Here is a 23706-nt window from a genome sequence, read left to right as displayed (position 1 = left end):
AGTTGCCTGCAAGCACTCCACAAGGAAGCCTTACAGGTCTTTTTCAAAGGAACCTCATCCACCGAAATGGACGGGGTATCAACTTTTGGCGTTGATTTTTGGCACGCTGTTGAGTTCTCAAGGAACGGACGCTTCCTTTGTACTCACCCGCAGTAACACGTACTGGGGCTTTCCTCCGGGCTTTCGTTCTGTGTTCTTGCATTTCCGACTCTATCAGAGTCGGTCTCACTTGCTTTCCAGGTTCTCCGCTTTCGCGGTTTCCCTTTCCGGCGATTCCGACTCTATCAGCGATTCTCGGTCTCCCTGACCACTCTCCGTTTTGCCAAAAGGGCATGCGAAAAGAAATCTGAAGATCAAGATCGGTGTTGACAGAAGAGGAGTCCCGTCCATCGGACGTTCGCGAGAAGTTCACACGAAGCGTCCTGGCAGGAGTCACGACAGTACAGCCCCTGGGGTGCCCAAGCAAATCGTTTCAGGCGTATGGTCTAGTCCACCGGTCTAGTCCACTAGTCTCCGTGCCAAAGGGCCAGCCCAGGTCCGGACCTACATCGGGCGAACCCGAACATCACGTGACATATCCTTCTGAAGAGTACGCCGTTCGCGACAGGTAGTGACGGCGACACAATGAAGCCCCACCCCTGGGAGGCCCCCATGACCAGCGTGACGTCCCCACTTGCCGGGCGCGCCATCGGACTCGCGGCAGTGCCCGATCCGGTGTTCTCCGGCGCGATGGTGGGACCGGGCACCGCTATTGATCCCGTGCGTGAGCCTTCGGAGGCGGTGTCCCCCGTTGATGGTGTGGTCGTCTCCCTGCACCCGCACGCGTACGTCGTAGTCGACAGCGATGGCCACGGTGTACTCACGCACCTGGGGATCGACACCGTGCAGCTCAACGGCGAGGGCTTCGAGCTGCTCGTGGACAAGGGCGACACCGTGACCCGCGGCCAGGCCGTCATCCGTTGGAACCCCGCCGCTGTCGAGGCCGCGGGCAAGTCCCCCATCTGCCCCGTCGTGGCGCTGGAGGCCTCTGTCGAGTCCCTCTCCGATGTGGCCGAGAGCGGCGACATGAAGGCCGGGGACGTTCTCTTCAGCTGGAAGTGACCGCGTCCGCCTGACCCCTCCGCCCAAAGAGGCGCGAGTCGGACATCCACCGCGGCGGCTGGGCCCGCCGCTCAATCGGAGACGGGTGAAATGGAGACAACGCTGCGAGGCGTCGGCGTGAGCCACGGTGTGGCGATCGGCGAGGTGCGGCACATGGGTACGGCGGTTCTCGAGCCGCCGGCGAAGCAGATCACCGCGGATGAGGCGGAGCGCGAGCAGGGGCGCGCCCGTCAGGCCGTGGAGGCTGTCTCGGCCGACCTGATCGCGCGCGGCCAGCTGGCCGGTGGCGAGGCTCAGCACGTGCTCGAGGCCCAGGCGATGATCGCCACGGACCCCGAGCTGATGGCGGACGTGGACCGGCGGATCGCCGTCGGCAGCACGGCCGAGCGCGGTGTGTACGACGCATTCGCCTCCTACCGCGACCTCCTCGCGGGGGCCGGCGAGTACATGGCCGGCCGGGTGGCCGACCTGGACGACGTACGGAACCGCATCGTGGCGCGCCTGCTGGGGGTGCCGATGCCGGGTGTGCCGGACAGCGACGAGCCGTACGTACTGATCGCGCGGGACCTCGCGCCTGCCGACACGGCTCTGCTGGACCCGGCGCTCGTGCTCGGCTTCGTCACCGAGGAAGGCGGCCCGACCAGCCACAGCGCGATCCTCGCGCGGGCGCTGGGCGTGCCGGCGATCGTGGCGCTGCCGGGTGCCGGTGAGATCGCCGAGGGCACGGTCATCGCCGTCGACGGCAGCACCGGCGACCTCTTCGTCGAGCCGAGCGATGAGAAGCGGGCCGAGCTGGAGGCCGCGGCCGCCGAGCGGAAGGCCGCTCTCGCCGCGTCGTCCGGTCCGGGCGCGACGTCCGACGGCCACAAGGTGCCGCTGCTGGCCAACGTCGGCGGTCCGGCGGACGTGCCGGCGGCCGTCGAGGCCGGGGCCGAGGGTGTGGGCCTGTTCCGCACCGAGTTCCTGTTCCTGGACGACAGCACGAAGGCGCCGTCCGAGGAGAAGCAGATCGAGTCGTACCGCAAGGTGCTCGAGGCCTTCCCCGAGGGGCGTGTCGTCGTCCGTGTGCTGGATGCCGGCGCCGACAAGCCGCTGGACTTCCTGACCCCGGGCGACGAGCCGAACCCGGCGCTCGGCGTGCGCGGTCTGCGGTCGCTGCTGGACCACCCGGAGGTGCTGCGTACGCAGCTCACCGCGTTGGCCAAGGCCGCCGAGGGGCTGCCCGTCTACCTCGAGGTCATGGCCCCGATGGTGGCGGACCGGACCGATGCGAGGGCCTTCGCGGACGCGTGCCGCTCGGCGGGGCTGAGGGCGAAGTTCGGCGCGATGGTGGAGATCCCCTCCGCCGCGCTGCGGGCGCGCTCGATCCTCCAGGAGGTCGAGTTCCTGTCGCTGGGCACCAACGACCTGGCCCAGTACGCCTTCGCCGCCGACCGTCAGGTCGGTGCGGTGTCGCGGCTGCAGGACCCGTGGCAGCCGGCGCTGCTGGACCTGATCGCGATGTCGGCGGAGGCCGCCAAGGCGGAGGGCAAGAGCTGTGGTGTCTGCGGCGAGGCCGCTTCGGACCCGCTGCTGGCGTGTGTGCTGACGGGTCTGGGTGTCACCTCCCTGTCGATGGGTGCCGCTTCGATTCCGTATGTGCGGGCGACGCTCGCCAAGCACACCCTCGCCCAGTGCGAGCGTGCGGCTGCCGCCGCGCGTGCGTGCGACAGTGCCGAGGAGGCCCGTGTGGCCGCGCAGGCGGTGCTGTCCGGCGAGTAGCCGGCCGGATGGTGTGTGCGCAAGTCGATCGAGGGGCCTTCGCCGGTGGCGAGGGCCCCTCGGTCATTTCCTAGCGGTGCGGGCCCGGGGCGTCCACCTCGTAGCCGGGGCAGTACTCGACGCCCGGCTCGGGGGCGACCGGTTCCCCCGTGTCGGCGTCCGTGCAGTAGGCGTTGAAGACGGCCGCGGCCGACAGGACGGTGAGGCGGCCGCGGTCCAGGCGCCAGCCGTGGACCCGGTCCCGGAAACCCTCGGTGGTGCTCCGCAGGACCAGTCCACCGGGGCCGCCGAGGGCGAGCCCGGCGGCGAGGACGGTCACGAAGTCGAGGCCCTCGCGGCCCTCGATGCGGGGCGGCGCCCCCGGCTCTTCGCCCACGTCGGCGTGGAGGACGGCGACGAGCTGTTCCGCCTCGGTCGGGACGCTGCACACGAGGTGGTGATGGCCGGGGCCCGCGCCGGCCACCAGGCGTTCGAGCGCCGCGGCGGCGCGTTCGAAGGAGGCCTCGCCGATGTCCTCTCCGCAGTCGGCGCAGGTGCCGACCCCGGCGAGGAGGCTGGTGGCGTACTCCCAGGTGGCCTGGCGGACGGCCTCGTCGAGGAGGAGCGGGGCCAGTTCGTCGACGGGCTGGCCCGCGTAGGGAAGGCCGGCGCTGCTGCCGGCCAGCTCCGCCGTGAAGCGGGTGCGTGCTTCGGCGGTGTCCGGGTCGAGGCCCTGCTCCGCGCAGTACTCGGCGTACTCCTCGGGGTCGAAGAGGGCGACGGTGGTGTGGATGCCCTGGGCCGCGAGGGAGCGGAGCAGGGCGTCGACGTGGCGGAGATAGTCCTGGTGGTCGTCGAAGGTGAAGCTGCGGTACTCCCGCATGGCCGCGAAGTCCCCGGCGTCGGCGAGCAGGCCGACGGTGCTGGGGACCTCGCGGCGCAGGGTGCGGCGGCGGTCGGTGCCGGTCGCTCCGCGCGTCCGCGAGGTCCTTCCGGTCTTGGTCGACCGGGTGCCGCCGGCGGTGCTGGTGGTGCTGGTGGTGCTGGTGTTGGTGTTGGTGTTGGTGTTGGTGTTGGTTCCGGTGTGCTTCTTCGGTGGCATGGTTCCCCCTGAGTGGCGCAATCACTTGCTCACTCAGAGTAATCATCGCCACTGACAGTGAGATCAGCCGCGGGTGCGGGCCAGCTCCTCGTAGAAGTGGAGGAGGTCGACGTTGTCGACGGAACCCGGGTTGACCGCCTTGGCCAGGGGCGCGCCTTGGAGGAGCCGCTTGACCGGGACCTCGATGCGCTTGCCGGTGAGGGTGTGCGGAATGCCCGGGACCTCGATGATCTCGTCGGGGACGTGGCGCGGGGAGAGTTCCTCGCGGATCGTCGCCTTGATGCGGGCGCGCAGATCCTCGTCGAGGGTGGCGCCGGGGGCGAGGTGGACGAAGAGCGGCATCCAGTAGCCGCCGTTCGGCTCCTCCAGGCCGATGACCAGGGATTCCTTGATCTCGGGGAGTCGCTCCACGGCCTCGTAGATGTCAGCGGAGCCCATCCGGACGCCCTGGCGGTTCAGGGTGGAGTCGGAGCGTCCGTGGATGATCACCGAGCCGTGGTCGGTGATCGTGATCCAGTCCCCGTGGCGCCAGTTGCCGGGGAACATCTCGAAGTAGCTGTCGCGGTAGCGGCTGCCGTCGGGGTCGTTCCAGAAGCGGATCGGCATGGACGGCATGGGGTTGGCGACGACCAGCTCGCCGACCTCGCCGATGACGGGCTTGCCGGACGGGTCCCAGGCTTGGAGGTCCGTACCGAGGCAGGCGGCCTGGAGTTCACCGATGTGGACGGGGAGGGTGGGGACGGCGCCGGCGAAGCAGCTGCACACGTCGGTGCCGCCGCTGACGGAGGCGATCCAGAGGTCCTCGGCCACCTCGTCGTGGAGCCAGCGGAAGCCGTCGGGCGGGAGCGGGGAGCCGGTGGTGGCCACGCACTTCACGGTGGAGAGGTCGAATTCCCGGCCCGGGTGGACGTCGGCCTTGCGGCAGGCCATGACGTAGGCGGCGGAGGTGCCGTAGAGGGTGGCCTTGGTGCGCTCGGCGATGCGCCACTGCGCGCCGGTGTCGGGGTAGCCGGGGCTGCCGTCGTAGAGGACGACGGTCGTGCCGGTGAGCAGGCCGGAGACGAGGAAGTTCCACATCATCCAGCCGGTGGAGGTGTACCAGAAGAACCGGTCCTCCGGGCCCAGGTCGCAGTGCAGGCCGAGCTGCTTGAGGTGTTCGAGGAGGATGCCGCCCTGGGACTGGACGATGGCCTTGGGCAGGCCGGTCGTACCGGAGGAGTACAGGACCCAGAGGGGGTGGTCGAAGGGGACCGCCTCGAAGACGGGCTCGGTGTCCGCGGAGGTGAGGGCGGACCAGTCGAGGGCGCCCGCGGGGGCCGGGGTGCCGAGGAGCGGGATGTGGACGGCGGCGCGCAGGGAGGGCAGCTCGGCGCGCAGTTCGGCGACGGTGTCGCGGCGGTCGTGCTCCTTGCCGCCGTAGCGGTAGCCGTCCACGGTGAACAGGACGACCGGCTCGACCTGCTGGAAGCGGTCGAGGACGCTGCGGGCGCCGAAGTCGGGGGCGCAGGAGGTCCAGACGGCTCCGACGGCGGCGGCGGCGAGGAGGGCGACGACGGCCTCGGGGATGTTGGGGAGGTAGCCGCTGACCCGGTCGCCGGGACGTACGCCGAGGGCGCGCAGTTCGGCGGCGAGCGAGCCGACCTGGCGGCGGAGCTCGGCCCAGGTGACGGCGATGGGCTCCTGGGTTTCGTCCACGCACAGCAGGGCGGCGGCGTCGGCACGGTCCGGGTCCTCGGCGGCGCGCAGGGCGTGCTCGGCGTAGTTGAGGGTGGCTCCGGTGAACCAGCGCGCGCCGGGCATGGTGCGGTCGGCGAGGACGGAGTCGTACGGGGCGGTGAAGCGGACGTCGAACCACTCGGCGACGGCCTGCCAGAAGGTGTCGAGCTCGTCGACGGACCAGCTCTGCAGGGCTGGGTAGCCGCCGTCGGCCGGGGCTCCGTGGTGCTCGGCGGCCCAGGCCTGGAAGGCGGTGATCCGGGCCGCGGCGATCCGGTCGGGGCCGGGGGCCCAGAGGGGTTCCGGCTGCGTGGCTGAGGTCATGGGTCGGCTCCCGGTCAAGTCTGCGGCTCGCGCTTCGTGTGCGTACGGTGCCATCGCGCGGGGGGTGTGCGCGCGGCGGCTCACAGGGACGATGCCATGTGATCGACATCCGCACCAGAGTCGCCATCACCGCTCACGGGGTCGGCGGCATGTGGGCCGCCACCAGCCTCCGCCGGTCGCGTGTGGAGGTGCGTGGGCGGTCGCCGGTGCGTGAACGGCAGTTGAACGCGGCACCTTCGCCCAGGGGCCGGTGGCAGGGTGCTCTCCATGAACGGTCGCGATCTGGTGCGTGCGGTGAAGGACATCGGTACCGAGCGGGGGCGGCGCGCCTGGCTCTCGGCATGGCGCCACCGGCGCGCGGACGCGGAGGGGCTTCCGCGCCGGGGCGTGGAGCGGGCGCGGGTGCCGGGGCTGCTGACCGGTACGGAGCCCCGGCCGGGCGGGGGGGTGCTGCGGTTCGCGCGTTCGGAGCTGCTGGTACGGGTCACGGCGGGCGGGGCCGTGTTCTGGGGCTGGGACGGGGCCGAGCCGACGCCCTCGTACGCGGTGGTGGGCAGCGGGCCCGAGCCGGATCCGCGGGCCGTGCTGGAACCGGACACGGGGGGCGGCTGGCGGGTGGTGTCGGAGCGGGTGACGGTGGCGGTGTCCCGGCACGGGGCGGTCGAGGTGCGGACCCCGGGCGGGGCGGTGCTGCGGCGGGAGCTGCCGCCGCGGTGGTGGGAGCCGGTTCCCCTCGCCGGGGAGGCGGGGGTGGGGGCCGGGACGCCCTCGGGCGGGGGCGGTGGTCTGGGTGGGGACGGCGGTCCGGGCGGGGACGGCGGTTCGGGCCCGGGCGGGACTCCGGCTGGGGACGGCGGTCCAGGCGGGGACGGCGGTTCGGGCCCGGGCGGGACTCCGGCTGGGGACGGCGGTCCAGGCGGGGACGGCGGTCGGGGCGGGGCCGGCGGTCCCGGCCGGGCTTCATCCGACGGCGGGGGCGGGGACGGGCCGCGGTGGCTTCAGCGGAGCGAGGTGCCGGCGGACGCGCGGTTCTTCGGGCTGGGCGGGCGGGCCGCGGGGCCGCGGCTGCGGGACGGGGCGTACCGGCTGTGGAACACGGACCCGAAGGGCGGTTTCGGGCCGGGTGACGACCCGCTGTACCTGACCATGCCGGTGCAGATGGTGGTCGCGGACGCGGGCACGCACCTGGTGTTCCACGACAACTCGTGGGACGGCCGGGTGGTGCTGCGCGAGGGCGAGGAGGGCGCGGGCTCGGGGGTGGACCGGCCGGGGGTGACCGAGTTGCGCATGGAGGGCGGTCCGCTGCGGTGCTGGGTGCTGGTGGGGACGCCGGCGCGGGTGCTCCAGGGCTGGTCCGGGCTGACGGGCGGCGCCGCGGTGCCGCCGGAGTGGGCGCTGGGGTACCAGCACGCACGCTGGGGGTTCGGGAGCGCGGCGGAGGTGCGGCGCGTGGTCGGGGAGTACGCGTCGCGCGGGCTCGCGCTGTCGGCCGTACACCTGGACATCGACCACTACGACGCGCACCGGGTGTTCACGGTGGACGAGAAACGGTTCCCCGATCTGCCTGGTCTGGCACGGGAGTTGGGTGGGCAGGGGGTGCGGCTCGTCTCGATCGTCGATCCGGCCGTGAAGACGGGCGACGCCGTGCACGCGTCGGGGCGCGGAGTGGGGGCCGGTGGCGCCTTCGTACGGCACGCGCAGGGCGGGGAGGTGCGGGGCGAGGTCTGGCCGGGGGAGTGCGTGTACCCGGACTTCACGGATCCGGCGGTGCGGGAGTGGTGGGGCGGGCTGTACGAGGAGCGGCTCGCGCAGGGCTTCGCCGGTTTCTGGCACGACATGAACGAGCCGGTGTCCTTCGCGCCGTTCGGGGACGCCACGCTGCCGCGGTCGGCGCGGCACGCGATGGAGGGCGCGGGCGGGGACCACCGGGCCGGGCACAACGTGTACGCCCTCGGGATGGCGCGGGCGGGCTGGGAGGGGCTGATCCGGCTGCGGCCGACCGAGCGGCCGTTCCTCTTTTCCCGGTCGGGGTGGGCGGGGATGCAGCGGTACGGGGGCACGTGGTCGGGGGACGTGGAGACCAGCTGGGAGGGGCTGCGGGCCTCGCTGGCCCTGGTGTTGGGGCTCGGGCTGTGCGGGGTGCCGTACTCGGGGCCGGATGTGGGGGGCTTCGGGGGTTCGCCGTCTCCTGAGTTGTACGTGCGGTGGCTGCAACTGGGGGCGTACCTGCCGCTGTTCCGGACCCACTCGGCGATCTGGGCGGGGCGGCGGGAGCCGTGGGAGTTCGGGCCGGAGGTGGAGGAGCAGGCGCGCGAGCTGCTGGCCGAGCGGGAGCGGCTGCGGCCGTACTTCGTGACGCTGGCCCATCTGGCGCGGCGGACCGGGGCCCCCTACGTGCGGCCGCTGTGGTGGGGGTCGCCGGAGGAGCGGGCACTGCGGGACTGCGAGGACGCGTTCCTGCTGGGTGATGCGCTGCTGGTCGCCCCGGTGCTGGAGTGCGGGGCGGACCGGCGGGCGGTACGGCTGCCGCGCGGCCGGTGGTACGACACCGCCACGGGGGCGGCGTATGAGGGGCCGGGCCAGATCCTGCTGGATGCCCCGCAAGGGCGGATCCCGGTGCTGGCGCGGGCGGGCTCGGTACTGCCGGTGCGGTCCGCCTCGGGCGCCGGGGTGGAGCTGGAGGTCTGGGCGCCGGCGCGGGGGCGTACGGGTGGGGGCGTGGTGATCCGGGACCCGGGGCCGGGGTTCGAGGCGGGCGTGGTCGAGCGGTACACCGTGCGGTGGGCTGGGGAGACGGTGGTGGTGGAGACGGAGGCGGGGGCTGCGGTGGGGGGTGTGGTGGTGCGAGGGGTCTAGCGACGCGGCTCCGGTGGGCTTGAGGGTGGCGGGGCGAGTGGGTGCGTGCGGCTGCACAACCGGGGCTCCGCCCCGCACCCCGCGCCTCAAACGCCGACGAGGCTGGAATTGGCCGGTCGCTGCTGGATGTGCGGGGGCCTGAAAAGTGGCTGAGGACAGTGGGTGCGTGCGGCTGCACGACCGGGGCTCCGCCCCGCACCCCGCGCCTCAAACGCCGGCGGGGCTGGAATTGGCCGGCGTGGTTAGGGGGTGTATTGGCCGGCGAACCAGGCGGTGGCTGCCTGGGTGTGGAGGGGGAAGGCCAGTTCGGTGGGGGCATGCAGGATGTGCCAGCCCGTGGTCTCGGTCGTGGGTACAGGGGCCGGGAGGGCGGTGGCCGGGCGGGTCGGGAGGAAGCCGAAGAGGAGCAGGTGGCCGGCCGGGGAGCTCATGGCGTCGGCCAGGGTGACCTCCGAGGCGGGAGCGGTGATGCCGGTTTCCTCGCGGAGTTCGCGGACGACCGCGTCGCGCCAGTCCTCCCCGAAGTCGATGAAGCCGCCGGGCAGGGCGACGCCGCCGAGGGCCGGCTCGATGGTGCGGGTGATGACCACGAGGCCGGTGCCGTCCGCGTCCTCGACGGGGAGGAGGGTGACGGCCACCGGGAGCGGGTTGCGGTAGGCGGTGGCGCCGCAGGAGGGGCAGGAGCGGGGCCAGGTGGTCGTACCGTACGGCGCTCCGCAGGTGGAGCAGTGCGAGTCCCTCAGCTGTGCCGGCATGCGGCGATGGTATGCCAAGGGGTATGAGAGCAGCGGCGGTTGTGGTGTGCGTGGGACTGCTGACCGGCGGGGCGGCGGCTCCGCCCGGGTTCACAGCCTTGGCCGACGTGGATCCGACCGTCCGGCAGGACATGCGGTACGCGGGCGCCCGGAACTTCACCGGCGGCCCGGTCGACGGGTACGAGGAGCCCGTCTGCCTGCTCGCGCGGCCCGCCGCCGAGGGATTGCGGCGGGCGCAGCGGCGGCTGCTGCGGCGCGGCCTGTCGCTGAAGGTGTACGACTGCTACCGGCCGCAGCGGGCCGTCGACCGGTTCGTGCGGTGGGCAGCGGATGCCTCCGATCAGCGGACCAAGGCGGAGTTCTATCCGGATGTCGACAAAGCCCGGCTGATTCCGGAGGGGTACATCGCCGAGAAGTCGGGTCATTCCCGCGGGAGCACCGTCGACGTGACCCTCGTGGCGCTCGTCGGAGGCAGGGAGCTGGACATGGGGACCTCTTTCGACTTCTTCGGGCCCCGCTCGCACACGGACAGCCCGGCGGTCCCGGCCGCGGCCCGTGCGAACCGGCGGCTGCTGCACGCGGCGCTCGGCGACGCGGGTTTCGTCAGCCTTCCCGAGGAGTGGTGGCATTTCACCTTCAAGCCCGAGGCATTCCCAGATGATTATTTCGACTTTCCCGTCTCTGCCGGCTCGGTGCGGCCGTGAGCAGCCCTGGGTACCGTGCCCGTATGACCTTCGATTCTTACGAGGAATTCTGGCCCTACTACGTCGCCATGCATTCCCGTGCCGCCACCCGCTGGGTGCACCTCGCCGGCACGCTCACCGGGCTGGCCCTGACCGTCTACGGGGTGGCGCGGGGGCGGAAGCGGTATCTCGCCGCGCTGCCCCTGATCGGGTACGGCACCGCCTGGCCGGCGCATTTCTTCATCGAGGGGAACAATCCGGCGACCTTCGGGCATCCGGGGTGGTCGTTGCGCGGGGACGCGCAGATGATCCGGATGATGCTGGCCGGGCGCGACGCGGAGCTGGCTGAGATCGCGCAGAAGTGGCTTGCCGCGAACCGGTGACCCGGCAGCCCGCCCGTGCCAGACTTCTGACGATCCGTCAGTTCAGACTGGCCTGGGAGGGGTTTTGGCACGCACACGCACACCCGTCGTGAGCGGGTGGTTCACCGAGGACGGACCGGGCGGCGGCTTCCGGCTGCTCGGCACCCGGTGTTCCGCCTGCACCGCGGTGTTCTTCCCGCGCGAGGACGCGTACTGCCGCAATCCGCACTGCCCCGGTGGCGGCGAGCTCGCCGAGGTGCCGCTGTCCCCGCGCGGGCGGGTCTGGTCCTACACCGACGGGCGCTACCGGCCGCCCGCCCCGTACGTGTCCGATCCGGACGCGGCCTGGGAGCCGTACGCCCTGGTCGCGGTGGAGCTGGAGGCCGAGGGGATGGTCGTGCTGGGGCAGGCGGCGCCCGGGGTGGGGGTCGCCGATCTGGTGGTCGGAATGGAGGTCGAGGTGGTGGGCGGCGTACTGCACGAGGACGCCGAAACCACCTGGCTGACCTGGCAGTTCAAGCCGGTGGGAGGGATCGCGTGAGCGCCGACATCGCCGTGCTCGGCGCCGGGATGCACCCGTGGGGCAAATGGGGCCGCAGCTTCGTCGAGTACGGGCGGGCCGCCGCGCGGGCGGCGCTCGACGACGCCGGACTGGACTGGACGGACGTGCAGTCGATCGTCGGCGCCGACACCGTGCGCTCCGGCTACCCGGGCTACGTGGCCGGGGCGACCTTCGCGCAGGCGCTCGGCTGGCAGGGCGCGCGGGTGACCAGCGTGTACGCGGCCTGCGCGTCCGGGGCGCAGGCGATCGGGGCGGCCCGGGCGCAGATCCTGGCGGGCCTGGCCGACGTGGTGCTCGTGGTGGGCGCGGACGCGGCGCCGAAAGGATTCTTCGCACCGGTGGGAGGGGACCGGCCCGACGACCCGGACTGGCTGCGCTTCCGGGTGCTGGGCGCCACCAACCCGGCGTACTTCGCGCTGTACGCCCGCCGCCGGATGGCCGTCCACGGGGACACCCCGGAGGACTTCGCCCAGGTCAAGGTGAAGAACGCGGCGGCCGGGGCGCTCAACCCGTATGCCCGCTACCGCAAGACGGTCACGGCCGAGGAGGTCGCGGCCTCGGCGGTCGTCGCCGATCCGCTGCGGCTGCTCGACATCTGCGCCACCTCCGACGGGGGCGCGGCGCTGGTGCTCTCCAGCATGGACTTCGCGCGGTCGCGGGGTATCGCCGGCCCGGTGCGGATCCGGGCCGTCTCGACGGTGACCCCCACCTACCCCCGTACGGTGCTGGACCTGCCGGACATCGCCACCGACTCGGCGCTGGCCGTGGAGCCCGCGGCGGGGTCCTTCCGGGCCTCGATCGCGCGGGCCGCCTACGAGGAGGCGGGGCTCGGCCCGGAGGAGCTCTCCCTCGCCGAGGTGTACGACCTGTCCACGGCGCTGGAGCTGGAGTGGTACGAGGACATCGGGCTCTGCGGCGAGGGCGAGGGGGCCAAGCTCGTACGGGAGGGCGCGACGGCCCTCGGCGGCCGGATCCCCGTCAACACGAGCGGCGGGCTGGCTTCCTTCGGGGAGGCGGTGCCGGCGCAGGCCATAGCGCAGGTGTGCGAGCTGACGTGGCAGTTGCGCGGTACGGCCGGCGACCGGCAGGTGCCGGGGGCACGGGCCGGGATCACCGCCAACCAGGGGCTGTTCGGGCACGGTTCGGCCGTGGTCGCGGTGCGCTGAGCGGCGGCTACCGGCGGGTGTTGTCCCAACGCTTGACGGCCCCCGGTGGCGGGTTCACACTCGCTCCACAGTCCCGCGCCTCGACCGGGACCCCGAATCCCCCCATGAGAGCTGCGGCCCGTACCCCAGTCGGCGGGGGTACGGGCCGCCTCCATGTCGGGCCTGCCGGCAAGGGGTCCGTGCGGGGCCTGTGTGCCAGCGCCGAGTCAGGCTCCCGCCGTGAGGCTGCGGCGGCGTGCCCGGGCCAGCGACATCGCGTGTTCGACGACCCCGACCAGTACGTCCTTCACGGACTCCCGGTCGCGCGCGTCGCACAGCAGCACCGGCACCCCGGGGTCGAGGTCGAGCGCCTCCCGTACGGTCACCACGGGGTGGCGGTCCGCGCCGTCGAAGCAGTTGACCGCGACCACGAACGGGATCTCGCGGCGCTCGAAGTAGTCGATGGCGGCGAAGCAGTCGGCGAGGCGGCGGGTGTCCGCGAGGACCACCGCGCCGAGCGACCCCTGGGCCAGCTCGTCCCACAGGAACCAGAACCGGTCCTGCCCGGGCGTGCCGAACAGGTACAGCACCAGGTCCTCGCGGAGCGTGATGCGCCCGAAGTCCATGGCCACCGTGGTGGTTCTCTTGCCCTCCACTCCCCCGGTGTCGTCGATGCCGACGCCCGGCTCCGAGAGCTGTTCCTCGGTCCGCAGCGGTCTGATCTCGCTTACCGCACTGACCAGGGTGGTTTTGCCCACCCCGAAGCCGCCCGCGACCAGGATCTTCAAGGTCAGCGGCTCGACCGGTGACACGGCGTGCATGGCACCGGTGCGGCTAGAGCGCCCGAAGGCCATCGATCACCTCACGCAGAATGGATTCGTCGGGCAGTTCGGCCGGCGGTACCGGCCGGTTCACGCGGACCAGTTCCTCGTCGACCAGGTCCCCGATCAGGACCCGTACGACACCGACCGCGAGGTCGAGTTCGGCCGCCAGTTCGGCGACCGACTGCGGCCGTTCCAGGCACCGGCCGAGGATGTGGACGTGTTCCGGGGACAGGGTCATGTCCCAGACCGGATCGTCGGCCGCCGCTTCGGCGACGACGAGGGCGATCAGGTCGAGTCGGTGCTGGCCCGCGTGGCTGGTGCGGCCGCGGGTCATGGCGTACGGGCGGACGACGGGACCCGCGTCGTCGTCGAACCAGTGCGCGTGGTCGGGGGCGGGGGCTCGGTCTGCGACCGGGGTGTCGGCGGGGTCCTGGCCTGGATCGCTCATGCCGTACGACTCACCCTCCGGCTGGCAGCCCGGTGCGCGGGGCGGTCGCCAGGTGGTCGCCGACGCGCTTGACCATCAGCGTCATCTCGTACGCGACCTGGCCGACGTCGGATTCGGCGTCGGCGAGCACGGCCAGGCAGCTGCCGTCACCCGCGGCCATGACGAACAGGAAGGCCTCGTCGAGCTCGACGACGGTCTGGCGGACCCTGCCGGATTCGAAGTGCCGGCCGACGCCCTTGGCCAGGCTGTGGAAGCCGGAGGCCACCGCCGCGAGGTGCTCGCTGTCCTCCCGGGTCAGGTCCTTGGAGCTGCCGGTGGGCAGGCCGTCACCGGACAGGACCACCGCCTTGCGGATGGATCCGACCTTGTCGACCAGCTCGTCGAGGAGCCAGTTGAGCGGGCCGGAGCCGCGGCCCCTGGTGTCGTTGCCGGTCTGCGGTGCGGTCATCGACCGTCCCCCTCGTTCTCGTATCCGGGACCTGTGGCGGCGGAGGTGCCGGCCTCGGTCTCCGACTGCTGCTGTGCGTGCTGGTTGCGGCCCGCGGTCCAGCCGCGCTGGAGGGCGGACATGCGCGTCCGTACGTCCTCCGCGTCCCGCTCGGCCACCTGGTCGGGGGCGGCGTCGTCGGGACCGGGGCCCGGGGAGTTCTTGAGCTGCGGGGCCAGGCTGGCCTGGCGGACCCGGCGGGGCAGGCCGCCGGTGCCGGGCGCGGGCTTCGCCGCCGGCTTCGCGGCGGGCTGTGCGGGGGCCTGCGCCGGCGCGGGCTGCGGGACCGCGTGCACCGGGCGCGGCTCCACCCGGCGGCCGTGTTCGGCGACCAGGGTCGGGGCGGGGCGGCGGCGCGGCAGCGGCACGGCTCCCGAGGAGCGGGAGGCGTCGGGGCGCGGGGCCTCCAGGCGCTGGGTGTCCAGACGGACCGGGCCGGTGGGGGCCTGGGACTCACGGTCGCGGTCGCTCTTGCGGGCGCCGTGGCGCTCGGTGTGCCGGTCGGTGTGCGGCCGGTCGGCAGGGTGCAGCCCGAGCAGGGCGCTGCGCGGGATGCCGGTGGGCGGGGTCTCGTCGTCGAGCGTCGCCATGGCCGGACGGCCGCCGATGCCGTCCAGGACGGCGGGGTCGTCGAGCGCGTCGAGGGGCACGACGGCCTCCACCCCGTCGATGCCGAGGACGTCGAGCGGGGCCTCCAGCTCCACGGGTCCGCGCAGTTCGGCGACCGGCACCGGGCGGCCGGCGGGCCCGCGCTCCACGGCGGCGGGCGCGGGGCGGTCGGAGGGGATCGCGCCGTTCCGGGCGGCCGCGGCAGCGGGGCCCGTCCCGGCGCCGCCCTCGGCCTCGCCGAGCCGGATGCCGGCGCCGTTGGTCTCGGGAGCCTCGGTGAGGATGTCCACGGGGAGGAAGACCACCGCGGTCGTGCCCCCGTACGGGCTGGGCTGGAGGGCGATCTTGACGTTGTGACGCTGCGCGAGGCGGCTGACGACGAACAGGCCGAGGCGGTCGGTGTCGGAGAGTTCGAACTCGGAGGTCTCGGCGAGCCGGAGGTTCGCGTCGAGCAGCGCGTCCGGGTTCATGCCGAGGCCGCGGTCGTGGATCTCCAGGGTGAAGCCGTTGGCCACGCGCTCGCCGTGCACCTGGACCGCGGTGTGCGGCGGCGAGAACACGGTGGCGTTCTCCAGGAGTTCGGCGACGAGGTGGGTGATGTCGGCGACGGCGGGGCCGGTGATGCCCAGGCGCGGGAGCCGGCGCACCTCGATGCGCTCGTAGTCCTCGACCTCGGCGACCGCGGCCCGTACGACGTCCATCAGCTGGACGGGCTTGCGCCACTGGCGGGAGGGCGCCGCGCCGGAGAGGATCACCAGTCCTTCGGCGTGGCGGCGCATGCGGGTGGTCATGTGGTCGAGGCGGAAGAGGTCGGCGAGCTCCTCGGTGTCCTCGGTGCGGCGCTCCATCGTGTCGAGGAGGGTCAGCTGGCGGTGCAGCAGGACCTGGTTGCGGCGGGCGAGGTTGACGAACACCTCGGAGACGCCGCGGCGGAGCTCGGCCTGCTTGACGGCGGCCTCGACGGCGGCGCGCTGCAGGGTGTTGAGGGCCTGGCCGACCTGGCCGACCTCGTCCTTCTCGTACTCCAGGCGGGGTGCCTCCGTCTCGACGTCCACGTGCTCCCCGGCGGCGAGGCGGCGCATCACGGCGGGCAGCCGGACGCCGGAGGCCTCGTGGGCCTCCTTGCGGAGGCGGGACAGGTCGCGGACGAGTTCGCGGCCGATGCGCACGGAGAGGATCAGGGAGACGATCAGGGCGATGAAGCCGAGGATGCCGGCGACGGCGGCCTGGATCAGGACGTCCATGGCGACGGGCTCGACGCGCTTCTGGTAGCGGTCGCCGGCGTCGGTGCCCATGGTGGCGAGTTCGTCGAGGACCTTGGTGGAGGCCTCGTCCCACTGGGCGGCGGTGAGGCCGCGGGCGTTCTTGACGGGGCCGGCGGTGAGGAAGCGTTCCTCCGCGTCGCGCAGGGCCTTGGTGTCGACGCCGCCCCAGTACTGCTCGAAGCGCTCGCGGTCCGCGGTGGGGAGGATGGCGAGGTTGAACTCGTAGAGCAGCTTGCGGTTGGCGGCGAAGTCGGAGACGCGGCGGATGTCGGCCGGGCCGGAGTTGCGGGCGGCGAGGGCGGAGGCGATGACGGCGTCCTCGCGGGAGAGCGTCTCGCGGGCCCGGGTGATGCCGACGAGGGCGCGGCCCTGCTTGTCCATCTCCACGTTCTCCAGGGCGTGGAGATTCATGAGGAACTCGTAGCAGGGGTCGACGAGCCGGCCGTAGAGGTCCAGGGCCTGGCCGGGGTCGAGGCTGTTCGTGTCGACGGAGTGGCGCAGGGCGCCGACGCCGCGGAAGGCGGCGAGGATCGAGCGCAGGCGCTCGGCGTTCTGCGGGCTCAGCTCGTCGAGGACCTCGGGTTCCCGGGCGCTGGCGCTGATCTTCTCAACGGCGGCGTCGGTCTCGGCGCGGCGCTTGGCGAGTTCGGCGGTGGCGTTGGCGGCGCGGGGGTCGCCGATGACGACGAGGCTCTGGCGGCGTTCCTTCTGGATGACGCGGACGACGTCCTCGATGGGGTAGCCCACCTTGTCGATGACGTAGGCCACGTCCAGGAGTTGGACTGCCTGGCGGCCGGTGATGACCGTCGCGAAGCCCCAGAGGGCGGTCAGGGAGACGAGCGGCACAAGGAGCAACGCCACGATCTTCCGGCGGATGGACTTCCCGCGAAAGCGCATGGCCTCCCCAGCCTCCCCCAGCTCAACCCCGTTGTCGGGGGTCGGTGTTCCGTCATTTAAACGGCGTGAGCCTACTACTGCCAGGGAGCGGCATCGAAGGCGTGTCCGGACGTTTTCGGCCGGACCCCTGGACGAAGATCACGAGTTGTCCGATACTTCCGGTGATAGCGGCCCGATATGCGGCAGATGACACTTGCTGAGGCGTCAGTTCCCGCAACCTGATGGATGGCTGGAATTGTTCGCTCCGCGATCACCGGGGGCGGTGGAAGTGTCCGGGATCCGGGAATCTCCCGGCCGTGCGGAACGTCTTCTGTTCTGGGTAGACGTGTGGGGTGGGCACAACCGACCGCGCGGTGGGGAGGGAGCGGACCATGAGCGGACACGAGGGCGAGGGCGAGGGCGGCGGGGGCCGGCGGGGGCTGTGGGTGGAGGAGCCGGCGCGCCGGCACCGGCTGCCGGACCCGGTGCGGGCGTCCGCGGTGCGGGCGGTGCTGATCGCCTCGGTGACGCTCACCCAGGCGACGGTCACCTTCTTCCTCACGCTCACCGGCTCGTGGCTGGCCTTCCCCATGGGGCTCGGCGCGGTGGCGGGGACGATCGTGGCCACGTGGGGGGTCCTGGACGTGGTGATCACCCGGCAGACGTGGAACCAGCGCTACGGGGTCGTGTCGGAGCCGAGCAGCACGGCGCGCGCCCGCCGCCGCGACGCGGCCCGTGCGGCCCGTGCGGCCCGTGCGGCGCGGCCGTCAGGCGCCACCGGCCGAATATCCCGCGAGGACGGCCCCCTCACGGCCTTCGGCCGCCGCTAGGCCCCTGCGCGCGCTGGTGCGGCCGGTCGGCGCGGGCGGCTCGTGACGGGCACGCCAGACAGCCGACTCCCCGCCGGGCCGCCCTGACGGCTCGGGTGGCCGGCGCGGGCGGGCACCATGCCGAATGGCCGGCCTACGCCGGCCTGGACCCCGGTCCGGGGGCCTGGCCGACGGACCCCGGGGTCAAGGCCGGCGGACGGAGTCCGGCGCAGCGGGGCGAAGCCCGTGAGGCGCGCCGGCGCCGAGCGGTGCCAGCCACGCGTCAAGAGGAGGAGGCCGCGGCGGCTCGGCGGAACATGCGGGTTGCCGTGATTTCGCCGTGGATCGTCTCCTCCTCCGGGGACTGCTGGGGCAGGCCCGGGCGGAGGTGTTCCTCGACGCTGATGTACTTCAGGCCCGCCCGCAGGTCCGCGTCGTTGCGCAGGCGGATGACCAGCGGGAACTCGGCGAGGGCGGTGGTGTCGAACAGGCCCGTCGTGTAGAGCAGCTGGACGCCGAGGGCGTCCGAGACGGCCCGCTGGAGCTCCAGCAGGTACGTGGCGTTCGCGCGGCCGATCGGGTTGTCGAGGAACAGCGTGCCCGCGTGGCGGTGCTTGTCGCGGCCGCGGTCGTTGCTGCGCAGCGCCGCCATCGTGCAGTAGAGGGCGATCGCGGCGGTCAGCAGCTGGCCGCCGGAGAAGACGTCGCCCATCTGGCCGACGGGGACGCGTTCGGCGCGCAGGACGGCGTCCGGCTTGAGGATCTCCACCGAGATGCCCTTGGGTTCGAGGGCCGCCTGGACGCCCCTCAGGAGGAGGGACATGCCGTCGCGGCGGCCTTCGCCGAAGGAGGCGGTGCTGTTCTTCTTCACCGCCGCGCGCGTGGCCTCGTCGATGACCTCGCCGAGCCGTTCCGTGAGCGTGGCCTGGTCCGGCTCCTCGAAGCGGATCCGGAGGAATTCCTGGCCCGACCACTCCCCGAGGCCTTCCGGCAGCTGGGAGAGGCGCTGCGCCGAGCGGAGGGTGGCCAGCGCCGACTCGACCAGGCCACGCAGGCGGTCGACGATGCTGTCGCGGTTGCGCTCCAGCTGCGCCAGCTCGTCGGTCAGGACGCGCAGCCGCGGGGCGAACGCCGCCGCCCAGGCCGCCGCGTGCTCGGGCAGGGCGGAAGCGGGCAGTTCGCGGACCTGCTGGCGCGCGGGGGTGCGTACCTGCTCGTAGCGGGTGGCGTTGGCGTGCCGGACCAGGATGTCGCTCGCCTCGCGCACGGCGGACTCGGCGGCCGAGAGGTCCGCCGCGCAGCTCCGCAGGGCACGGCGGGCCTCGGTGGCCGACTGGCGGGCCTCCTCCAGCGTCCCGGGGTGCGGTACCGGCTCCTGCTCGTCGTCGGCGTGGGTGTGGTCGCGCAACAGGTCCCGCAGCAGGGCGGCGGTCTCGTCGAAGCCGCCGGCACCGTCCTCCGCGGTGCGGTGGGCGTGCAGCAGGTCGGCGTGGGCGGCCCGGGCGCTCTCCACGGCGGCGGTGTGGGCGGCGAGTTGCGCGGTGGCCGTACGGAGCAGGCCTTGGGCCTGTTCCACGTCCTCGGGGATGAGCTCCTCGGGGAGTTCGGTGTGCGCCTCGCCCTCGGCGGGGGCGTGCCGCTCGGCCTCGCCGCGCAGCCGGCCGAGCTGCTCGCTGGCGGTGGATGCCCGGGTCTCCAGCATCTGGACGAGGGACTCGGCGCGGGCGGCCGCGGCCTGGCGGGAGGGGCCGTCGGCGCCGTCGGTGCCTTCGAGGAGCTGGGCGGCGCGCGTACGGACCTTGTTGGTGAGGCGGTCGAGTTCGGCGAGGGCGGCGCTCTCGTCGCTCTCGGCGCGGGCCTGTTCGGCACGCAGGTCGGCGCCGACGCCGACTTTCTCGTAGAGCTGGGAGGCGGCCCGGTAGGCCTCGCGCAGGTCCGGCAGCGGCGCCTTGGCGGTGCCGTCGTCCTCCGGGAGGGGCTCGGGGGCGCCGGCGATCTCGGCGCGCTCGGCCCGCAGGGCGCGGGCGGTGCGGCGGGCGTCGTCGGCGGCGCGCTGGGCGGCGCGCCGGTCCTCGTCGGCGGCGCGGGCCCGGTCCAGGCAGGCCTCGGCTCGGGCCTCGGACTCGGCTGCTTCATCGGCGAGTTCCCGCAGGCGGGCCTGCCAGCCCGCGCGTTCGCGCAGGCGGAAGGCGAGTCCGGCGAGGGCGTCGGCGACCCGGCGGGCGCGCTGGGCGGTGTCCTGGCGTTCGTCGCGTACGCGGGTGGCATCGGCGGCGGCCTCGTCGGCCTCGGCGCGTACGGTACGGGCCTCCGCGAGCTCGGCGTCGGCCTCCTCGGCGAACGCACGGGCCGCTTCGGCCTGCTGCGCCAGCTCGGCGAGGCGGCCGGCGGGGCAGCCGCTGCGCCAGGAGGCGAGGCGGGCGGCCAGTTCGCGGTCGCCGGCCAGGCGGGCGGCGAGCTCGCGGATCTCCGTGTCGCGGGCGGTGGCGCGGGTGCGCAGCGCCTGGCGTTCCTCGTCGGCGGCGTGCTCGTCGTGCATGGCGGGGTTCGGCGGTACGAGGAAGACCGCGTCGCTCTCCCCCGGCGGCAGGGGTGCCAGCAGGGCGGCGGCCGTGCCGACGGCGACGGTCGAGCGGGGCAGCAGGGCGGCGCCGGAGAGGACCTCGCGGGCGCGGCTGTGGGTGTCGGGGTCGGTGATGACGACGCCGTCGACGAGCTCGGGGCGGGCCGCGAGGACGGCGGCGTGGTCGGCGGGGTCCACGGACTGGGCGAGGTAGCGCCAGCCGGGGAGGGCGGGGATGCCGTGTTCGCCGAGGTACTCGACGGTGGCGAGGACGTCGGGGCCGGGCGGCAGCAGCCCGCCGTCGCCGAGGGCGCCCAGGATGCGGGCGTCGTCGGCGGCGGCGGTGCGCAGCTCGAAGAGGTGGCGTTCGGCCGCCGCGATCCCGTCGGTCAGCAGGACGTGGAGGTCCTCCGCGTTCCGGTCGAGGTCCGCGGCGGTGAGCCGCCCGGCGGTGGAGTCGTCCTGGGCCGGGCCGGCGGCGCCGGCGAGGTCCCGGCCCGCGCCGTCGGCCGCGGACGGACCGGTGGGCGTACCGCCGTCGGCGCGCGGGGACGGGACCGGGGCGCCCGGGGCCGCCGGGAGGCCCAGGAGGGCTGCCAGGCGGGGGGATCCGGCGAGGGATGCGGCGGCGCGGTGTTCGGCGGCGTGGACCGCTTCGGCGGCGTCGGCGGCGTCGGCGGCGCGGGCGGCGGTGAGTTCGGCGCGGGACTCGGCGGCGGCGGCCTCGCGGGCGGCCTCGGAGGCGGCCCGGGCGGCTTCGCGGGCCTCGTCCCAGGCGGCCACGGCGGTCTTCTCGGCGTCGGTGGCGGCGAGGGCGGCCCTGGCCGGGTCGGCGTCGGGCGCGGAGTCGTCGAGCCAGCCGGCCCGGACGGCCTCGGCGGTCTCCTGCTGGACCTCGCCGAGCCGGGCCCGGAGGTGTTCGGCCTCGCTGCGGGCCCGCTGGGCGGCCGTGGCGGCGGCGGTGGCGTCGCGGTGTGCGGACTCGCCGGCGGCCTGGAGGGCGGCGGACCGCTCCTCTTCCTCGTTGGCCACCCGCTCGCCGTGTTCGGCGGCGGTCTGCAGGGCCCGTACGAGATCGGCGGCGGCCGTCGCGCGTGCGGCCAGGGCCGGGGCGGCGTCCCGCTCGGCCTCACGGATCGCGACGGCGACGCGGGCGGAGCGGTCGGCGGCGGCGCGGTGGCGCAGCACCGTCTCGGCGGCCTGCCAGGCGGCGTGCAGCGTGCGCGCTTCGAGGAGCTCGCGGCGCTGGGCGGCGGCGGCCTTGTCGGCGACGGTCAGGGCCAGCGAGGCGTGCCGGTAGGCGAGTTCGGCGGACACGGCGGCGCTGCGGGCGCGCGCGGACTCGGCGGCGGTGACCTCGTGGGCGGCTCCGGTGACCCGCTGGGCGAGGTCGGCGGCCCGGCCGCGCTCCTCGGTGGCGCGGGCGGACAGCCGCCGGGCGAGCGTGCGCGTACGGCGCTCGGCGCCCGCGTGGACGTCGCGCAGCCGGGAGCGGGTCTCGGCGGCCTCGACGATGCGGGTGAGGAGGTCCACGGAGCCGGCGGTGAAGTCGCGTTCGGCCATGAGCTCGGCGCGGCGGCCGAGCTTGTTGCCGAAGCCGTGGACGAGGTCGGCGAGGCCGTCCGTGTCGCGGGTGTCGGTGACGGCGCGCAGCAGGAGGTCGGTGAAGTCGGAGTCCTTCTTGACCGCGAAGAGACCGGCGGCTTCGCCCTCGTCGGCGTTCATCTCGCGCTGGTAGCGGAAGAGTTCCGGGTCGAGGCCGAGGTCGGTGAGGTGCTCGTTCCAGCGGTCGTGGATCTCCTCGAAGCAGACCTCCAGGTGCGGGTACGCCTTGCCGGCCTCGGTGAGGGCGTCGCGGAAGCCCTTCATGGTGCGGCGGCGGCCCTGGGCTCCGGAGGCGCCTTCGACGGGCGGGCGTACGGCGGTGGCCTCGGCGACGGGAAGGCTGTCGAGGCTGAGGCCCGGGCCGGGGCGGAAGGAGTACCAGGCCTCGGCGAACTTGCGCGGGTCGTTGGAGACCTGGCGGCCGCGCCATTCGCTGACCTTGCCGACGACGACGCACTCGCCGGTCTGGGTGTGCTGCCATTCCAGGGCGACGTGTCCGCAGTCGTCGGCGAGCAGGAACTTGCGCAGCACGCCGGAGCTGGCGCCGCCGAGGGTGTTGCGGTGTCCGGGGAGCATGACCGAGAAGATCAGCTTGAGGAGGACGGACTTGCCGCCGCCGTTCTCCAGGAAGAGCACGCCGGCGGGCGCGGGGCGGCGCGGCGGGCCGGTGGGCTCGTCCTCGAAGAACTCCACCTGGGCGGGCGCCGGGTGGGGCACCGGCTCGCCGACTCCGCGCAGGTCGAGCACGGTGTCGGCGTAGCGCGCACCGGCGGGCCCGATGGAGTAGAGGCGGATCCGGGACAGCTCGTACATGGCGGCGGACTCTCGTTGCTTCTCGGTGTTCTCGGGGGTGTTCTCGGTACGGAAGGGCAGGTGGTCAGGCGTGGAACGGGAGCCCGGCGTCGGCCGCGAGCTCCAGGTCGTCGCCCTCGGGCGGCGGCAGCAGGGTGGCGGAGCCGTCGCTGACGGGGACCACGCCCAGTTCGAGGAGCTCGGCCATGGCGGCGCTGCCTGCCATGTCGCGGACCTGGAGCTGGTAGCGGGGGGTGGTGCGGTAGGTGCCGCCGGCGTCGTCGCCGGTGCGCTGGAGGAAGCCGGAGTCGGTGAGGAAGGCGGCGGCCTTGCCGACGATGCCGGTGGTGGAGCCGGCGAGGCGGCGGGCGTCCTTGGTGGCGCCGGTCGCGCTGCGGCGGGCGTAGACGCGCCAGGCGGCCTCCAGGCCGGGGGCGTCGGAGGCGGGGTCGGTGTTCTCGCCGAGCTCCTCGGCGCGCTCCTCCAGGCGGCGGCAGGTCTGGCGGACGAAGGCGTCGACGCCGTTGACGGTGATGCGGCCGATGTAGCCGTCGTCGGCGAGGTCCTCGGGGCGGGGGTAGGCGAGGGCGGCGACGGCGAGGTGGGCGAGGCCGTGCAGGAACCGGTCGGCGGAGTCGGCGGCGGTACGGCGGGCGTAGTCGCCCATGCGGACGGCGAAGACGGAGTCCTCGCCGGCGGCGACGGCCATGCCGGCGCGGGGGGACACCTCCAGGACGACGAGCCCGAGGCCGGTGGCGACGGCGTCGGCGAGGCGGCCGAAGGCGGTGTCCTCGCGGTAGCGGCGGAGTAGCTCGGCGTATTCGGCGTCGCGGGCGGGGAGCAGCTTGGGCTGGAGCCCGAAGGCGACGAGCCGCGCCGCGTCGGCGGCGTCCGCCGGGGTCACCGGGGCGGCGTGCGCGGACGCGGACGCGACGGGAGCCGACGGCGCGTCGGGCTCGCTCCACGCGGTGTGCTCGGCGTGGTGGTCGCTCACTGGTACGTCTCCTCGGCGGTACGGGCGGTGATGAAATCAGAACCGGAAGGCACGGCAAGCACGGCAAGCGCGACCGGACCGGCGGGCG

At 73.7% G+C, this 23706-nt stretch carries 17 protein-coding genes; 8 read left to right on the top strand and 9 right to left on the bottom strand.

The window, feature by feature from the left end:
• The first annotated feature begins 651 nt into the window (after positions 1-651).
• Positions 652-1101 (top strand): PTS glucose transporter subunit IIA, encoded by a 450-nt coding sequence (locus J7E94_RS17145; RefSeq protein WP_215016317.1) that lies wholly within the window; start codon positions 652-654, stop codon positions 1099-1101.
• A gap of 90 nt (positions 1102-1191) precedes the next feature.
• Positions 1192-2862: a phosphoenolpyruvate--protein phosphotransferase gene (gene ptsP, locus J7E94_RS17140; protein ID WP_215016316.1), complete on the top strand. Its 1671-nt coding sequence runs from the start codon at positions 1192-1194 to the stop codon at positions 2860-2862.
• Positions 2863-2932: 70 nt separating this feature from the next.
• On the opposite strand, the gene J7E94_RS17135 is transcribed toward ptsP, so the two are convergent.
• Together J7E94_RS17135 and J7E94_RS17130 are read right to left on the bottom strand one after the other, a co-directional pair.
• The gene (locus tag J7E94_RS17135; RefSeq protein ID WP_251056795.1) at positions 2933-3943 is read right to left on the bottom strand and encodes a hypothetical protein; all 1011 of its coding nucleotides are present in this window, start codon (positions 3941-3943) and stop codon (positions 2933-2935) included.
• Between the two features lie 63 nt (positions 3944-4006).
• The gene (locus J7E94_RS17130; RefSeq protein ID WP_215016315.1) at positions 4007-5983 is read right to left on the bottom strand and encodes an acetoacetate--CoA ligase; all 1977 of its coding nucleotides are present in this window, start codon (positions 5981-5983) and stop codon (positions 4007-4009) included.
• A gap of 267 nt (positions 5984-6250) precedes the next feature.
• On the opposite strand from J7E94_RS17130, the gene J7E94_RS17120 reads away from it, so the two are divergent.
• A complete protein-coding gene (locus J7E94_RS17120; protein ID WP_251056794.1) occupies positions 6251-8839 on the top strand; it encodes a glycoside hydrolase family 31 protein in 2589 nt (862 codons plus the stop codon).
• Positions 8840-9081: 242 nt separating this feature from the next.
• Here the strand turns inward: J7E94_RS17120 and J7E94_RS17115 are convergent, their stop codons facing one another.
• Positions 9082-9594: an NUDIX domain-containing protein gene (locus J7E94_RS17115; protein WP_215016314.1), complete on the bottom strand. Its 513-nt coding sequence runs from the start codon at positions 9592-9594 to the stop codon at positions 9082-9084.
• Between the two features lie 23 nt (positions 9595-9617).
• Here J7E94_RS17115 and J7E94_RS17110 point away from each other — a divergent pair, with 23 nt between their 5' ends.
• From J7E94_RS17110 to J7E94_RS17095, 4 genes are all read left to right on the top strand, one after another.
• Positions 9618-10298, top strand: coding sequence for a M15 family metallopeptidase (locus tag J7E94_RS17110; RefSeq protein WP_251056793.1), 681 nt, complete (start codon positions 9618-9620; stop codon positions 10296-10298).
• A 23-nt stretch (positions 10299-10321) separates the two neighbouring features.
• The gene (locus J7E94_RS17105; protein WP_215016312.1) at positions 10322-10660 is read left to right on the top strand and encodes a DUF962 domain-containing protein; all 339 of its coding nucleotides are present in this window, start codon (positions 10322-10324) and stop codon (positions 10658-10660) included.
• Positions 10661-10724: 64 nt separating this feature from the next.
• On the top strand, positions 10725-11180 hold the full coding sequence (locus J7E94_RS17100) for a Zn-ribbon domain-containing OB-fold protein (RefSeq protein ID WP_215016311.1): 456 nt from the start codon (positions 10725-10727) through the stop codon (positions 11178-11180).
• Positions 11177-12367, top strand: coding sequence for a lipid-transfer protein (locus J7E94_RS17095; RefSeq protein ID WP_215016309.1), 1191 nt, complete (start codon positions 11177-11179; stop codon positions 12365-12367). The genes J7E94_RS17100 and J7E94_RS17095 overlap by 4 nt, the downstream gene beginning before the upstream one ends.
• 206 nt (positions 12368-12573) lie before the next feature.
• Here the strand turns inward: J7E94_RS17095 and J7E94_RS17090 are convergent, their stop codons facing one another.
• Genes J7E94_RS17090 through J7E94_RS17075 form a run of 4 tightly spaced genes read right to left on the bottom strand, consistent with a single transcriptional unit; the run spans position 12574 to position 16876 of the window.
• Entirely contained in the window at positions 12574-13200 is a 627-nt protein-coding gene (locus tag J7E94_RS17090) for an ATP/GTP-binding protein (protein WP_215016308.1), read from the bottom strand.
• A complete protein-coding gene (locus J7E94_RS17085; protein ID WP_215016307.1) occupies positions 13181-13618 on the bottom strand; it encodes a DUF742 domain-containing protein in 438 nt (145 codons plus the stop codon). Before J7E94_RS17085 ends, J7E94_RS17090 begins: the two co-directional genes overlap by 20 nt.
• 10 nt (positions 13619-13628) lie before the next feature.
• The gene (locus J7E94_RS17080) at positions 13629-14066 is read right to left on the bottom strand and encodes a roadblock/LC7 domain-containing protein (RefSeq protein ID WP_215016306.1); all 438 of its coding nucleotides are present in this window, start codon (positions 14064-14066) and stop codon (positions 13629-13631) included.
• Positions 14063-16876, bottom strand: coding sequence for a nitrate- and nitrite sensing domain-containing protein (locus J7E94_RS17075; RefSeq protein ID WP_215016305.1), 2814 nt, complete (start codon positions 16874-16876; stop codon positions 14063-14065). Before J7E94_RS17075 ends, J7E94_RS17080 begins: the two co-directional genes overlap by 4 nt.
• Before the next feature lie 371 nt (positions 16877-17247).
• Between J7E94_RS17075 and J7E94_RS17070 the strand changes: the two genes are divergently transcribed.
• Positions 17248-17685: a hypothetical protein gene (locus J7E94_RS17070; protein WP_251056792.1), complete on the top strand. Its 438-nt coding sequence runs from the start codon at positions 17248-17250 to the stop codon at positions 17683-17685.
• 262 nt (positions 17686-17947) lie between these two features.
• On the opposite strand, the gene J7E94_RS17065 is transcribed toward J7E94_RS17070, so the two are convergent.
• Positions 17948-22645, bottom strand: a complete 4698-nt coding sequence (locus J7E94_RS17065; RefSeq protein ID WP_215016304.1) for a hypothetical protein — start codon at positions 22643-22645, stop codon at positions 17948-17950.
• Between the two features lie 64 nt (positions 22646-22709).
• Positions 22710-23618 carry a hypothetical protein gene (locus tag J7E94_RS17060; protein WP_215016303.1) on the bottom strand — a complete coding sequence of 303 codons (909 nt, stop codon included), beginning with the start codon at positions 23616-23618 and terminating at the stop codon, positions 22710-22712.
• Positions 23619-23706: the final 88 nt, after the last annotated feature.

It is taken from the genome of Streptomyces sp. ISL-94 (genome assembly GCF_018614075.1).
Taxonomy (GTDB): domain Bacteria; phylum Actinomycetota; class Actinomycetes; order Streptomycetales; family Streptomycetaceae; genus Streptomyces.
The sequence above is the reverse complement of the archived record's forward strand: the minus strand, read 5'-3'. Positions and strand labels throughout refer to the sequence as shown.